The organism is Pseudomonas sp. KB_15 (genome assembly GCF_052114525.1).
Lineage (GTDB): Bacteria > Pseudomonadota > Gammaproteobacteria > Pseudomonadales > Pseudomonadaceae > Aquipseudomonas.
On the sequence record NZ_JBFREX010000001.1, the window covers coordinates 320,860 to 333,968 of the forward strand.

General features: G+C 56.4%; 15 protein-coding genes and 1 tRNA gene. 4 read left to right on the top strand and 12 right to left on the bottom strand.

The genetic code is table 11. The features are described from left to right. Positions 1-45: 45 nt before the first annotated feature. The 3 genes from iscR to trmJ form a co-directional block, all read right to left on the bottom strand. Complete coding sequence (gene iscR, locus AB4Z35_RS01405; protein WP_007982741.1) at positions 46-537, bottom strand: Fe-S cluster assembly transcriptional regulator IscR; 492 nt, start codon at positions 535-537, stop codon at positions 46-48. Positions 538-791: 254 nt separating this feature from the next. Next, complete coding sequence (cysE, locus tag AB4Z35_RS01410) at positions 792-1,568, bottom strand: serine O-acetyltransferase (protein WP_007998676.1); 777 nt, start codon at positions 1,566-1,568, stop codon at positions 792-794. Positions 1,569-1,570: 2 nt separating this feature from the next. Continuing rightward, a complete protein-coding gene (gene trmJ, locus AB4Z35_RS01415) occupies positions 1,571-2,341 on the bottom strand; it encodes a tRNA (cytosine(32)/uridine(32)-2'-O)-methyltransferase TrmJ (protein ID WP_007998678.1) in 771 nt (256 codons plus the stop codon). 146 nt (positions 2,342-2,487) lie between these two features. On the opposite strand from trmJ, the gene suhB reads away from it, so the two are divergent. After that, complete coding sequence (suhB, locus tag AB4Z35_RS01420; RefSeq protein WP_007982736.1) at positions 2,488-3,306, top strand: type III secretion system regulator SuhB; 819 nt, start codon at positions 2,488-2,490, stop codon at positions 3,304-3,306. 252 nt (positions 3,307-3,558) lie between these two features. On the opposite strand, the gene AB4Z35_RS01425 is transcribed toward suhB, so the two are convergent. The 6 genes from AB4Z35_RS01425 to queA form a co-directional block, all read right to left on the bottom strand. Next, positions 3,559-4,110, bottom strand: coding sequence for a glycine zipper 2TM domain-containing protein (locus AB4Z35_RS01425; RefSeq protein ID WP_116260464.1), 552 nt, complete (start codon positions 4,108-4,110; stop codon positions 3,559-3,561). A 121-nt stretch (positions 4,111-4,231) separates the two neighbouring features. After that, entirely contained in the window at positions 4,232-5,146 is a 915-nt protein-coding gene (gene secF, locus AB4Z35_RS01430; protein ID WP_108228048.1) for a protein translocase subunit SecF, read from the bottom strand. Positions 5,147-5,155: 9 nt separating this feature from the next. Continuing rightward, positions 5,156-7,024, bottom strand: coding sequence for a protein translocase subunit SecD (secD, locus tag AB4Z35_RS01435; protein WP_442095764.1), 1,869 nt, complete (start codon positions 7,022-7,024; stop codon positions 5,156-5,158). Positions 7,025-7,088: 64 nt separating this feature from the next. After that, positions 7,089-7,424 carry a preprotein translocase subunit YajC gene (gene yajC / locus AB4Z35_RS01440; RefSeq protein WP_007982729.1) on the bottom strand — a complete coding sequence of 112 codons (336 nt, stop codon included), beginning with the start codon at positions 7,422-7,424 and terminating at the stop codon, positions 7,089-7,091. Positions 7,425-7,467: 43 nt separating this feature from the next. Next, positions 7,468-8,583 (bottom strand): tRNA guanosine(34) transglycosylase Tgt, encoded by a 1,116-nt coding sequence (gene tgt / locus AB4Z35_RS01445; protein WP_162130405.1) that lies wholly within the window; start codon positions 8,581-8,583, stop codon positions 7,468-7,470. A 14-nt stretch (positions 8,584-8,597) separates the two neighbouring features. Further along, positions 8,598-9,647, bottom strand: a complete 1,050-nt coding sequence (queA, locus tag AB4Z35_RS01450) for a tRNA preQ1(34) S-adenosylmethionine ribosyltransferase-isomerase QueA (protein WP_007982725.1) — start codon at positions 9,645-9,647, stop codon at positions 8,598-8,600. A gap of 107 nt (positions 9,648-9,754) precedes the next feature. Between queA and AB4Z35_RS01455 the strand changes: the two genes are divergently transcribed. Both AB4Z35_RS01455 and AB4Z35_RS01460 read left to right on the top strand, forming a co-directional pair. Next, positions 9,755-9,839: transfer RNA gene (locus AB4Z35_RS01455), tRNA-Leu, on the top strand. Positions 9,840-9,997: 158 nt separating this feature from the next. After that, on the top strand, positions 9,998-10,327 hold the full coding sequence (locus tag AB4Z35_RS01460; protein ID WP_442095765.1) for a hypothetical protein: 330 nt from the start codon (positions 9,998-10,000) through the stop codon (positions 10,325-10,327). A gap of 189 nt (positions 10,328-10,516) precedes the next feature. On the opposite strand, the gene AB4Z35_RS01465 is transcribed toward AB4Z35_RS01460, so the two are convergent. The 3 genes from AB4Z35_RS01465 to AB4Z35_RS01475 all read right to left on the bottom strand — a co-directional run bounded on the left by AB4Z35_RS01465 (position 10,517) and on the right by AB4Z35_RS01475 (position 12,590). Then, positions 10,517-11,533, bottom strand: coding sequence for a hypothetical protein (locus AB4Z35_RS01465; RefSeq protein WP_442095766.1), 1,017 nt, complete (start codon positions 11,531-11,533; stop codon positions 10,517-10,519). Positions 11,534-11,628: 95 nt separating this feature from the next. Further along, a complete protein-coding gene (locus AB4Z35_RS01470; protein WP_442095767.1) occupies positions 11,629-12,471 on the bottom strand; it encodes a MarR family transcriptional regulator in 843 nt (280 codons plus the stop codon). After that, entirely contained in the window at positions 12,468-12,590 is a 123-nt protein-coding gene (locus tag AB4Z35_RS01475) for a hypothetical protein (RefSeq protein WP_442095768.1), read from the bottom strand. The genes AB4Z35_RS01470 and AB4Z35_RS01475 overlap by 4 nt, the downstream gene beginning before the upstream one ends. Before the next feature lie 223 nt (positions 12,591-12,813). On the opposite strand from AB4Z35_RS01475, the gene AB4Z35_RS01480 reads away from it, so the two are divergent. Continuing rightward, positions 12,814-13,107 carry a hypothetical protein gene (locus tag AB4Z35_RS01480; protein ID WP_442095769.1) on the top strand — a complete coding sequence of 98 codons (294 nt, stop codon included), beginning with the start codon at positions 12,814-12,816 and terminating at the stop codon, positions 13,105-13,107. The last annotated feature ends 2 nt before the right edge of the window (positions 13,108-13,109 follow it).

Here is a 13,109-nt window from a genome sequence, read left to right on the forward strand (position 1 = left end):
ATCTCCTAAATCAGGCTGGCTGGCGTGCCGCTAGCTCTTTGGCTGTCATTCGACGGCGGACGCTTCAATCTTGTCCAGGCGCGGCACCTTGCTGTTGCAACGGCGCTGGTCCTGACGCTGGGCTACTTCTTGCACCTCACGGCGAGTCACAAGATCAGCCAAGCTGATACCGCTCAGAAATTCGTGAATCTGCAGGCTCAGATCGCACCACAAGTGGTGAGTCAGGCAAGTGTCGCCGGAATGGCAATCACCCTGCCCCTGGCATTTGGTTGCATCGACCGATTCGTTTACCGCATCGATCACCTGGGCGACCTGGATGCCCTGCATATCGCGGGACAATTGGTAACCACCGCCCGGACCACGCACACTGGACACCAGATTGCTGCGGCGCAGCTTGGCGAAAAGCTGTTCGAGGTAGGACAGGGAGATGCCTTGGCGCTCGGAGATATCGGCCAGGGACACGGGCCCGTGCTGCGCGTGCAACGCCAGATCAAGCATGGCGGTCACGGCGTATCGGCCTTTTGTAGTCAGTCGCATGGACAATTACCACGGAGTTCGGAATGAGGCGAGTATGCAATTCCCGAGTATTTAAGTCAACTATAAGACCTAGTACTTTAGTCAGGTTTACCCGCAAAAGAGCGGCCGCATCATAGCAAAGGCTGGCTATGAACAGCCAGTAATACCGAGTCATCGTTCATCGCGAGCAAGCTCGCTCCCACATTGGACCGCGCCCACCTGGACAACTTGATCTCCTGTGGGAGCGAGCTTGCTCGCGATGAAATTGACTCGGTTCAGCTGGCCTGACTCTGATCCTTGTCCTTCACACAGGCGAAGTCTTCTTCGCGCAGCTCAGGCAGATCTTTCGCACAGTAATTACTGCCCAGGTCCTTCAACGCCCCGCACATCCCCTCCAGACGCCCGTCGACTGCCTGCAGGTGATCGAGCAACTGATTAATGGCGCGAGCCACCGGGTCCGGCATGTCTTCTGTCACGCCGTAGGCATCGAAGCCGATTTTCTCGGCCATGGCCTTGCGCTTGGCGTCCTGCTCTTCGTCGGGCTTGACGATGATTCGCCCCGGAATACCCACCACCGTGGCACCCGGTGGAACCTCTTTGGTCACCACGGCGTTGGAGCCGACCTTGGCACCCGCACCAACAGTAAACGGGCCAAGCACCTTGGCGCCGGCACCGACAACGACACCATCACCCAGCGTCGGGTGGCGCTTGCCTTTATTCCAGCTGGTGCCACCGAGGGTCACGCCCTGATAAATGGTCACGTCGTCGCCAATCTCGGCGGTTTCACCGATGACGATGCCCATGCCATGGTCAATAAAGAAGCGACGACCCACCTTGGCGCCCGGATGAATCTCGATCCCGGTCAACCAGCGGCCGAAGTTCGACACCAGCCGCGCCAGCCATTTCAGGTCCGCGCGCCATAGCATCGCCGACAAACGGTGAATCCAGATGGCGTGCATGCCCGGGTAGCAAGTCAGGACTTCAAAAGCGTTACGCGCCGCCGGGTCTCGGTGGAATACGCTCTGGATATCTTCACGCAAACGCTCGAACATCATTAATCCTTCCGATTTAGAAGCTCACCACGGGCCGCTTTCTGGGTTTCCGTGAGGATGCCACGCAAAATATTCATTTCCGCCCGGCTGACCGAGCTGCGTCCGTACAAGCGGCGCAGGCGCGCCATCAAGTGCCGTGGCTTTTCCGGATCGAGGAATTCGATGGCCACCAGGGTCTGCTCCAGGTGCTCATAGAATCGCTCCAGTTCATCCATGGTCGCCAGCTCAGCGCTTTTGACCGAAGCCACTTCTTCCTTCTCGACCTTGCTCGGCTGACCTTGGGCCGCCAGCCAGGACATGCGCACTTCATAACCCAACACCTGCACCGCCGCCCCAAGGTTCAGCGAGCTGAACTCAGGGTCCGATGGGATGTGCACGTGGTAATGACATCGCTGCAGCTCTTCGTTGGTCAGGCCGGAATCTTCACGACCGAACACCAGGGCGATTTCCGCACCCTGCCCCGCTTCCTCGACCACTTTCGCGCCGCATTCGCGGGGATCGAGCAGCGGCCAGGGAATGCGCCGGTCGCGGGCGCTGGTGCCGAGCACCAGGTTGCAACCGACCAAGGCATCTTCCAAGGTGGCGACGACTTGCGCGTTTTCAAGGATGTCCCCGGCACCGGAGGCACGGGCATCGGCCTCGTGATGCGGGAACAGACGAGGCTCGACCAGCACCAGCCGCGACAGCCCCATGTTCTTCATGGCACGCGCAGCCCCGCCGATATTGCCCGGATGGCTGGTATTGACCAGGACGACACGAATGTTTTGCAGCAAGGGAGGCGCTCTCGAACACAATAATCGGGAGCAGAATCTTACAGCTACACCTACCGTTAAGCTATGAAAGCGAACGTCGTCCTTCTCCTGTAGAAACTTTCTGATAGAATGCCCGGCTTTCTTTAACAACCTTAGGTGACACATCCATGCAGCCCATGCTGAATATCGCGCTGCGCGCCGCCCGCAGCGCCAGTGAATTGATCTTCCGCTCCATCGAGCGCCTGGATACCATCAAGGTCGACGAAAAAGACGCCAAGGATTACGTATCCGAGGTGGATCGCGCCGCCGAACAGAAAATCATCGACGCCCTGCGCAAGGCCTACCCGAATCACTCGATCATGGGTGAAGAGACCGGCATGCACGCCGGCACCGGCATCGAAGGCGAAGAGTACCTGTGGATCATCGATCCGCTGGACGGCACCACCAACTTCCTGCGCGGCATTCCTCACTTCGCTGTCAGCATCGCCTGCAAATACCGTGGCCGCCTGGAACACGCCGTTGTTCTGGACCCGGTTCGCCAGGAAGAATTCACCGCCAGCCGTGGTCGCGGCGCTCAACTGAACGGTCGTCGCCTGCGCGTCAGCGGCCGTACCAGCCTGGACGGCGCCCTGCTGGGTACCGGCTTCCCGTTCCGTGACGACCAGATGGACAACCTCGACAACTACCTGGGCATGTTCCGCGCCCTGGTTGGCCAGACCGCCGGCATCCGCCGTGCAGGTTCGGCAAGCCTGGACCTGGCCTACGTGGCCGCCGGCCGTTTCGACGCCTTCTGGGAGTCGGGCCTGTCCGAGTGGGACATGGCTGCGGGCGCCCTGCTGATCCAGGAAGCCGGCGGCTTGGTGAGCGACTTCACCGGCGGTCACGACTTCCTTGAAAAAGGCCACGTCGTTGCCGGCAACACCAAATGCTTCAAGGCAGTCCTGACGGCCATCCAGCCGCACCTGCCGGCCTCGCTGAAGCGCTAAGCTTCCAGCGACAGAGAAAGCACCCTGCGGGGTGCTTTTTTTATGCCTGGAACCCAGCCCCAATAACACCACAGCACCAATGTGGGAGCGGGCTTGCTCGCGAAGGCGGCGTGTCAGCCAACATTAATAGTGACTGATACACCGCCTTCGCGAGCAAGCCCGCTCCCACAGGGGGATTGGTGGTGATGCAGAAATTGCGGGCACAAAAAAAGCACCCCGCAGGGTGCTTCTTTTTTATCCAGCGTCAGCAGATCACTGAGCCGCCTGATTCTCCGACAAGATCAACTTGCCTTCTTTATCCACAGGAATCTGATTGCCTGGATCACGATCCATGCGCACCTTGCCTTCCTTGCCGTCCAGCGAATAACGCACGTCGTAACCTACAACCTTGTCACTGATGTCGTTAACAGTGTTACAGCGGGTCTGGGTCGTGGTGTAGGTATCACGCTCTTGCATGCCTTCCTGCACCTTGTTGCCGGCATAACCACCACCGACAGCACCCGCGACCGTGGCGATCTTCTTACCGGTGCCGCCACCGATCTGGTTACCCAGCAATCCACCTGCCAACGCACCGACCACCGTACCGGCGATCTGATGTTGATCTTTCACCGGCGCCTGCCGGGTGACCGTTACATCCTTGCATACTTCACGTGGAGTCTTGATTTGTGTCTTGACCGGCTCAACGGCTAAAACCTGAGCAAACTCAGGGCCGCTTTTTTTAACCAGGCTGTAGGTGGCCACAGCACCCCCGGCAGTCACACCGACAGCACCCAGTACCGCACCAACCAGCATCGACTTGTTCACATGAACCTCCTGGACCATCACATGCGGAACATGTCCGCGCTTCTCCCAGCCTTGGAGCACAAAAAAAGGCGCGAGTTCAACTCGCGCCTTTTTTGGACTACACCACCCCAGGGAATTTCCTTCAAGGACGGTCGTCGACTTCCTTCTCGGTAGTGGCAGGAGGAATCAGGTCTTCCGTGCTCAGGTTCAGCCAGATCAGCACCACGTTAGCGATGTAGATCGACGAGTAAGTACCCGCCAGAACACCGATGAACAGGGCGATGGAGAAGCCGAACAGGTTGTCGCCGCCGAAGAACAGCAGGGCCGCGATCGCCAGCAAGGTGGAGATCGAAGTCGCCATGGTCCGCAGCAGGGTTTGCGTGGTCGAGATGTTGATGTTCTCGATCAGGCTGGCCTTGCGCAGCACGCGGAAGTTCTCACGAACCCGGTCGAATACCACGATGGTGTCGTTGAGCGAGTAACCAATGATCGCCAGTACCGCCGCCAGCACCGTCAGGTCGAAGGTGATCTGGAAGAACGACAGGATACCGATGGTCACGATCACGTCGTGGATCAAGGACACGATCGCACCGACCGCAAACTTCCACTGAAAGCGGAAAGCCAGGTAGATCAGAATGCCGCCCAGCGCCATCAGCATGCCGAGGCCGCCCTGGTCGCGCAGTTCTTCACCCACCTGCGGGCCGACGAACTCGACACGCTTGACCGTCGCCGGGTTCTCGCCGCCCACCTTCTGCAAGGCTTCGGCTACCTGGTGACCCAGTTGCGGATCTTCGCCAGGCATACGCACCAGCAGGTCGGTAGTTGCACCGAAGTTCTGCACGATAGCTTCGTGATAACCCGCGGTCACCAGCTGCTCACGCACCTTGGTGACATCGGCCGGACGCTCGTAGGTCAGCTCGATGAGCGTACCGCCGGTGAAGTCCAGGCCCCAGTTCATGCCCTTGTGGAAGACGCTGAACATTGCCAGCGCAGTAAGGAACAATGTGACGCCGAACGCAAAGTTGCGAACGCCCATGAAGTTGATTGTACGTAACATGGCAGCCCCTTAAATCCACAACTTCTTGAAGTCACGACCGCCGAAGATCAGGTTGACCATCGCGCGGGTCACCATGATGGCCGTGAACATCGAGGTAAAGATCCCGAGGGACATGGTCACTGCGAAGCCCTTGACCGGGCCGGTGCCCATGGCAAAGAGGATGCCGCCGACCAGCAAGGTGGTCAGGTTGGCGTCGAGAATCGCGGTGAATGCCCGGCCGAAGCCTTCGTTGATTGCGCGCTGCACGGTCATGCCGGCGGCGATCTCTTCACGAATCCGCGAGAAGATCAGCACGTTGGCGTCGACCGCCATACCCATGGTCAACACGATACCGGCGATACCCGGCAGGGTCAGCGTTGCACCCAGCAGCGACATCAGGGCCAGCAGCATCACCATGTTCACCGCCAGGGCGACGGTGGCGATGAGGCCGAAGAAGCGGTAGATGGCCATGATGAACAGCGAGACGAACAGCATGCCCCACAGCGATGCATCAATACCTTTAGTGATGTTGTCCGCACCCAGGCTAGGACCAATGGTGCGTTCTTCAGCGAAGTACATCGGTGCAGCCAGACCACCGGCACGCAGCAGCAGCGCCAGCTCGGACGACTCGCCCTGGCCGTTCAGGCCGGTGATACGGAACTGAGCACCCAGCGGCGACTGGATGGTCGCCAGGCTGATGATTTTCTTCTCTTCTTTGAACGACTGAACCGCTACGTCTTTCTCGACGCCGTTAACCACTTGCTTGGTGTAAGTGGTCACCGGACGCTGCTCGATGAAGATCACCGCCATGCTGCGACCAACGTTCGAACGGGTCGCACGGCTCATCAGCTCGCCGCCGTGACCGTCCAGACGGATGTTCACTTCCGGCGTGCCGTGCTCGCCGAAGCCAGCCTTGGCGTCAGTCACCTGGTCACCGGTGATGATCAGGCCACGCTCGATCAGCGCAGGAGGACGCTTGCCCTCACGGAACTCAAAGGATTCGGAAGTGGCTTTCGAAGCACCCGGCTCAGCGGCCAGACGGAACTCGAGGTTGGCCGTCTTGCCGAGGATACGCTTGGCTTCGGCGGTGTCCTGCACGCCCGGCAGCTCAACCACGATGCGGTTGGCGCCCTGACGCTGGACAATCGGTTCGGCAACACCCAGCTCGTTGACGCGGTTACGTACCGTGGTCAAGTTCTGCTTGATGGAGTATTCACGGATTTCCGCCAGCTTGGCCGGGGTCATCGCCAGACGCAGCACCGGTTGACCATTGAGGTCGGCCGGAACAATGTCGAAATCGTTGAAGTTCTTGCGGATGATCGAACGGGCCTGTTCACGACTGTCTTCATCAGCGAAGCCCAGCTGGATGGCACCATTGAGTTGCGGCAGGCTGCGATAGCGCAGCTTTTCTTTACGCAGCAGGCTCTTTACATCGCCTTCGTAGACTTTCAGGCGTGCATCGAGGGCTTTGTCCATGTCCACTTCCAGCAGGAAGTGCACACCACCGGACAAGTCCAGACCCAGCTTCATCGGGTGCGCAGCGAGGTTGCGCAGCCATTGCGGGGTGGTTTGTGCCAGGTTCAATGCAACGACGTAGTCATCACCCAACGCCTTGCGTACAACATCCTTGGCCGGCAGCTGGTCTTCAGCCTTGGTCAGGCGAATCAGCCCGCCCTTGCCGCTGGCAGACAGGGTAGCTGCCTTGACGTTGATCCCGGATTCCTTGAGCGCAGCGCTCACACGATCCAGATCAGCCTGATTGACCTGCAGCGCAGTGCTTGCACCGCTGACCTGAATGGCCGGGTCATCAGGATAAAGATTGGGAGCGGAATAAATCAGACCGACCGCCAGCACCGCCAGGATCAGAATGTATTTCCACAGAGGATATTTGTTCAGCATCACGCCGCCCGTTTATGACGCGGGGCGCCTTGCGCGCCCCGTCGATTGAATATGAAGTTGAAACTTAGATCGCTTTGAGCGTGCCTTTTGGCAGCGTGGCGGCAATGGCGCCTTTCTGGAATTTCATTTCGACGGTGTCGGAAACTTCCAGAACGACGAAATCGTCGGCCACTTTAGTGATCTTGCCGGCGATGCCGCCGGTGGTCACAACTTCGTCGCCCTTTTGCAGGCTGCTCAGCAGGTTTTTCTGCTCTTTGGCGCGCTTGGCCTGTGGACGCCAGATCATCAGGTAGAAGATGACCAGGAAGCCGACCAGGAAAATCCACTCAAAACCGCCACCCATTGGGCCGGCAGCAGGTGCAGCGGCGTCAGCCATGGCATTAGAGATAAAAAAGCTCATTTAGCACTCCAGTTGCAAATGTTGAATCTTGGGGTCAGAAAACTCAGTCCAAAGGCGGAACAGGTAACCCGCGTTTGGCGTAGAAGGCATCGACAAAGGCGGCCAATGTACCCTGTTGAATAGCCTCGCGCAAACCAGCCATAAGCACTTGATAATGGCGCAAGTTATGGATGGTATTGAGCATGCTTCCCAGCATTTCGCCGCACTTGTCCAGGTGATGCAGATAAGCGCGGGAGAAGTTCTGGCAGGTATAGCAATCGCAGGTCGGATCGAGCGGCGAATCATCATGGCGATGGAACGCGTTACGGATCTTCAGCACACCGGTATCAATGAACAGATGCCCGTTGCGGGCATTACGGGTTGGCATCACGCAATCGAACATGTCCACACCGCGGCGCACACCCTCAACCAAGTCTTCCGGTTTGCCAACGCCCATAAGGTAACGAGGTTTGTCAGCCGGCATCTGGCCCGGCAGATAATCCAGTACCTTGATCATTTCATGCTTGGGCTCGCCCACCGACAGACCGCCGATGGCCAGGCCGTCGAAGCCGATCTTGTCGAGGCCTTCCAGGGAGCGCATGCGCAGGTCCTGGTGCATGCCGCCCTGAACGATACCGAACAGCGCCGCCGTGTTGTCGCCGTGAGCGTTTTTCGAGCGCTGGGCCCAACGCAGGGACAGTTCCATTGATACGCGGGCGACGTCTTCGTCGGCCGGGTACGGCGTGCATTCGTCGAAAATCATCACGATGTCGGAGCCCAGGTCACGCTGGACCTGCATCGACTCTTCCGGGCCCATGAACACCTTGGCGCCGTCGACCGGGGAGGCGAAGGTCACGCCCTCCTCCTTGATCTTGCGCATGGCGCCCAGGCTGAACACCTGGAAACCGCCGGAGTCAGTCAGAATCGGGCCTTTCCACTGCATGAAATCGTGCAGGTCGCCGTGCTTCTTGATCACTTCCGTGCCCGGGCGCAGCCACAGGTGGAAGGTGTTGCCCAGAATGATTTCAGCGCCAGTCGCCTCGATATCCCGTGGCAGCATGCCCTTGACCGTGCCGTAGGTACCCACCGGCATGAAGGCCGGGGTCTCGACGGTACCGCGCGGGAAGGTCAAACGACCGCGACGAGCCTTGCCATCAGTGGCCAGCAGCTCGAAAGACATACGACAGGTGCGACTCATACTGTTTCCTCTGGGCCGCTTGGAGCGGGATTACGGGTGATGAACATCGCATCACCGTAGCTGAAAAAGCGGTAACCGTTGTCGACCGCGGCTTTGTAGGCAGCCATGGTTTCCGGATAACCGGCAAACGCCGAAACCAGCATCAACAGCGTGGATTCGGGCAAATGGAAGTTGGTGACCAGGGCATCGACCACATGAAACGGCCGGCCCGGGTAGATGAAAATGTCGGTGTCGCCGCTGAACGGCTTGAGCACACCATCGCGCGCAGCACTTTCCAGCGAGCGCACGCTGGTGGTCCCCACCGCCACCACACGACCACCGCGCGCGCGGCAGGCGGCAACGGCATCGACCACGTCCTGGCCGACTTCCAGCCATTCGCTGTGCATGTGGTGGTCTTCGATCTTCTCGACCCGCACCGGCTGGAAAGTACCCGCGCCAACGTGCAAGGTCACGAACGCCGTCTCGACGCCCTTGGCGGCAATCGCCTCCATCAGCACCTGATCGAAATGCAGCCCCGCCGTCGGCGCCGCCACCGCGCCCAAACGCTCGGCGTAGACGGTCTGGTAACGCTCGCGGTCCGCGCCTTCATCCGGGCGGTCTATATAAGGAGGCAACGGCATATGCCCGACACGGTCGAGCAGCGGCAACACCTCCTCGGCAAACCCCAGCTCGAACAACGCATCGTGCCGCGCCAGCATCTCGGCCTCGCCACCGCCGTCGATCAGGATCTTCGACCCAGGCTTCGGCGACTTGCTGGAGCGCACATGGGCCAGCACGCGATGACTGTCGAGCACCCGCTCCACCAGGATTTCCAGCTTGCCGCCGGAAGCCTTCTGGCCAAACAGCCGCGCCGGAATCACCCGGGTATTGTTGAACACCATCAAATCGCCGGGGCGCAAATGCTCCAGCAAATCAGTGAATTGACGGTGTGCCAGGGCGCCGCTGACCCCATCCAGGGTCAACAGGCGACTATTGCGACGCTCGGCCAAAGGATGGCGGGCGATCAGCGAATCGGGGAGCTCGAAAGTAAAGTCAGCAACGCGCATGATGGGGTTCGTCTAGCAGGGCCGGGAAGTCTAGCGGAATTATCAAAAATTCTCCATGTACCTGATTGACCAGCGGTTATCTCATCTCTATACTTCGCCGCCATTGAGCCCTGATGGCGGAATTGGTAGACGCGGCGGATTCAAAATCCGTTTTCGAAAGGAGTGGGAGTTCGAGTCTCCCTCGGGGCACCAAAATTAAGAAAGGTCTTGCTTAGCAAGGCCTTTTTTTTCGTCCGCAGAAAAGCACCTGACACCCCACCACCTTGTGGGAGCCAGCCTGCTGGCGATGCTTTTGCCCCTGCCCTTCCACACCACCCGCACCGCCGGAACATTTCACAAGGATTCCCCCCATGGAATTACACCTGGAAACCGTCGCCCTCTTCTCCCTCAAACTGGCTTATGAGACGGAAGGGCAGAGCCCGATTTTGCGGGATGATTTGGTGATGGGTGATTACCAGCGGGATGTGTTTGAGTTGCTGGTGCGGCGGGGGGATGTTGAGGGGATTCAGGTGAAGGTGGGTGAGTGTGTGGGGTTGGCGTTGGAGGCGGTTGGGGGTGTGGATAAGCCGTTGGGGCGGGAGTTGGGGAGGTTGGTGGGTGAATTTTCCGGAATTCAGACGTTGGAGCAGCTTGATGCACCGCTCATCGCGCTCAAGGATTATCTGAAAGACATTCAATGAATGAAGGTGTGCGGCCAAGAAAGCTGGTGCACCTGATAGTGGGACGACGCCAGGGGCACCTTACCCAAATAATAAATCCCATAATAAATCTGTCCCCTTTTCCACCCCTTTCCCTGCCTTTTCCCTTTTCCGAACGCCAACATAAAAACCCGTATATAGCGCACACTCCAACTTTAATCAGCATAAAACCTAATAACCCGCAAGCACTTCATCAAATGTCCAATCAGCTAAACCCTCGCAGCCACTGACTAGATAGTCAGAGGGTATAGGCACATCTGGATCGATCATTAGGCAAACTTTATCAAGAATTTCTTGTTTGCTTTGTTCCGAAAGCCCATCCCACCAAGAAATTCGAATAGCATGATTCTCACAGCATGAAAAAACAAACCGCAGGATAAGATCCTCTGGGCTGGCTCCTTGTGATATGCGTTGCGCAAGCGACTGAATGAAATGCCTGCAAAAATAACCACTTGAGGTGTGCCAAGCGAACACGAATGCCCAACCGGCATTCGTTGGAGCTGTAAAAAAAGTAATCAATCCTGGAGGTGTAGACCAGTCACTAATATCTTGGATTTGCCGTCCCAAAAAGTCGAAGTCTGGATATAAGAGCCCAGACAGCTGCAGTGAACAACGCGAAGTAGATTTAAAGCAGACGTGTTCAAACTCTTCATAAAGGTGAGCACGCAGAGCATTATCATAATAGCACTTATGATGTTTTAACCCTTCCAACCCCAAGCTAGCCCCACGCAATGTTTCATTCAGAAATTCGTGATCATTTCGATGAAGGTTTTTCGAGTCCAACGAACTCTTGAGCACTTGAACCATATTTTCTTTTACAAAGTATTCACGACAAAGGCATCGAAAAGAATAAAGGGCTATTTGCTCCAGACTAGGAAATAAAGGAAAATTATCGATAGGCTCAAACACAGCATTATCATGTGGCTTGCAAAAGCCTGGGAAAGTTGAGGCTTTTCCAATACCAACGCGTTTGGGCAGCGGCTTACCGTGCGTCTTACGCAGAGTGGAGATATCTGCATTCATTCGATATACATGATTGTCTTCAGCAATGTGTTGTAGCTGTCCCATTTTCTGAATCGAATGCGCAGATATAATCTCTTTACAACGTTCACCTGAATCAAAATGAAGGCATCGTCCCCTTGAACTCTGACGCTTGCTAGCATCAAGATACTCACCTAAAAAACTCATAACCATTAACCCCCCATTCGTTTTATCGATGCAATCTGACATAGCCGACCACGACTTTCCAACGATTAGACAAGGCTATTCCTCTCTCGTGTCTACTACGATTTCTGCATAAATGCTTTCGTGACCGCCAGCTCCGTCTTAGATGGCTTGGAAGAGGACTTCTTCTTACTCACCTTATAGTCAGGATAAGCCTGATTCAGGGCGGTCCATGGAATATTTAATCCGCGGACAAGATAGCGATTGATTCGAGCATGATCATTGTCGTCGAATGAACCAGGCCGGAACGAAATCAATTCCATCTGATACAACATCGTTATCGCATCGGCGACTCTGTGTCGGCCAATATTAGTAGATTGGTTGATTCGATCGTAGGTGATGATCGTTAAGCCGAAACGATGTTTGTCCCGGAAAGCAAGAATCGTTAGATACACCATCAACGCATAGAACGAAGCCCAGTCGAATTTAAACTCACGAAGCTTCAACAGCGAGCGCCCTTGGTTCCCATCATAAAGCCAACGCTTTGGCAGCTGTCCCGAGAATCTGTCCTCAAGCCAGCCGCAGACATAGATAAGTGTCCCGGAACGGAGACTCTGCTCAGTTCTAGTGATACGCCCTAGCTCCTCAAGCTGTTTCAGAGTCCGTGCAATTACTGGGCGAGACATTCCAGTGAGCGTTATCAGCTCGTCATAGGATGTCTTTGCTTGACCAGTGTGGAAGTCAGTCCGGATGCAGATCGCTATGTATAACTTGAGTGCAGCAATGCTGCGGTTCCGCTCAGCACGGTCAGGCACCTCAAGCCTTCGGCGGGCCCGCCGCAGCGGGCCCTCCTCTACTGCCTGCTGCTTAACAGTCGTTGACTTGAACTTCCGCAACTCATCCGCCTGGATCCACTCAATTGGCAGCTTCGCCCACAGCGGCACTTGTTTGGCCTGCGTCATTTGGGGGACCTCATGATTGCAGCCAGCAGAACAAAGCTCAGTACCAGTACGGTGCAGAGCGCCAGATTGAGAGGGTCAGAATCGAGAGCTTTTTCGATGAGGGTGACGATGATGTTCATGGCGAATGCGCCTCCTTAGAAACCAGTCTGAACTCTAAGGAACAGTTAGTGCATGTATATAGATATAGGCGTCTTCAAAAAACCCTCTGAAGGCCCTATTTTACTGGCTAAGGCTCAAAACTCATTAGTTAACGCTAGGAGAGCTTCAAAAATAATCGAAAATTGAATTTCGACATCGAATTTGCTATTTTGATTGCAACATTATCAATTTGGAATTAAAAGCATGATATTGATGCCGATTGAAAAAAAACACCTGCCGAACCTCCTAGCCACGGAGGGCCGAATCGTTTGCTTAGTCGAAACGGATGATGGATTTCATCTCCAGATCTCTACTCCAGGATCGCGCGATCCCTACACACTTCAAGCTCAACGCAACCACCCAAGGCTGTTCAAAAGTCTGAATCGTGCTGCAGCACTGCTGCAAGAGTTGGGTTCCACAGAGTTCATGGTCAAGATGAAACAACCACCACAGGAAGCTAATGAGGACAGCGACGATGACTCAGACATACCGTTCTAAAC

Coding starts and splice junctions, on each gene's coding strand:
- iscR (WP_007982741.1), bottom strand. CDS start 537: ATGCGACTGACTACAAAAGGCCGATACGCCGTGACCGCCATGCTTGAT.
- cysE (WP_007998676.1), bottom strand. CDS start 1,568: ATGTTCGAGCGTTTGCGTGAAGATATCCAGAGCGTATTCCACCGAGAC.
- suhB (WP_007982736.1), top strand. CDS start 2,488: ATGCAGCCCATGCTGAATATCGCGCTGCGCGCCGCCCGCAGCGCCAGT.
- secF (WP_108228048.1), bottom strand. CDS start 5,146: ATGTTACGTACAATCAACTTCATGGGCGTTCGCAACTTTGCGTTCGGC.
- secD (WP_442095764.1), bottom strand. CDS start 7,024: ATGCTGAACAAATATCCTCTGTGGAAATACATTCTGATCCTGGCGGTG.
- yajC (WP_007982729.1), bottom strand. CDS start 7,424: ATGAGCTTTTTTATCTCTAATGCCATGGCTGACGCCGCTGCACCTGCT.
- tgt (WP_162130405.1), bottom strand. CDS start 8,583: ATGTCTTTCGAGCTGCTGGCCACTGATGGCAAGGCTCGTCGCGGTCGT.
- queA (WP_007982725.1), bottom strand. CDS start 9,647: ATGCGCGTTGCTGACTTTACTTTCGAGCTCCCCGATTCGCTGATCGCC.
- AB4Z35_RS01460 (WP_442095765.1), top strand. CDS start 9,998: ATGGAATTACACCTGGAAACCGTCGCCCTCTTCTCCCTCAAACTGGCT.
- AB4Z35_RS01465 (WP_442095766.1), bottom strand. CDS start 11,533: ATGAGTTTTTTAGGTGAGTATCTTGATGCTAGCAAGCGTCAGAGTTCA.
- AB4Z35_RS01470 (WP_442095767.1), bottom strand. CDS start 12,471: ATGACGCAGGCCAAACAAGTGCCGCTGTGGGCGAAGCTGCCAATTGAG.
- AB4Z35_RS01475 (WP_442095768.1), bottom strand. CDS start 12,590: ATGAACATCATCGTCACCCTCATCGAAAAAGCTCTCGATTCTGACCCT.
- AB4Z35_RS01480 (WP_442095769.1), top strand. CDS start 12,814: ATGATATTGATGCCGATTGAAAAAAAACACCTGCCGAACCTCCTAGCC.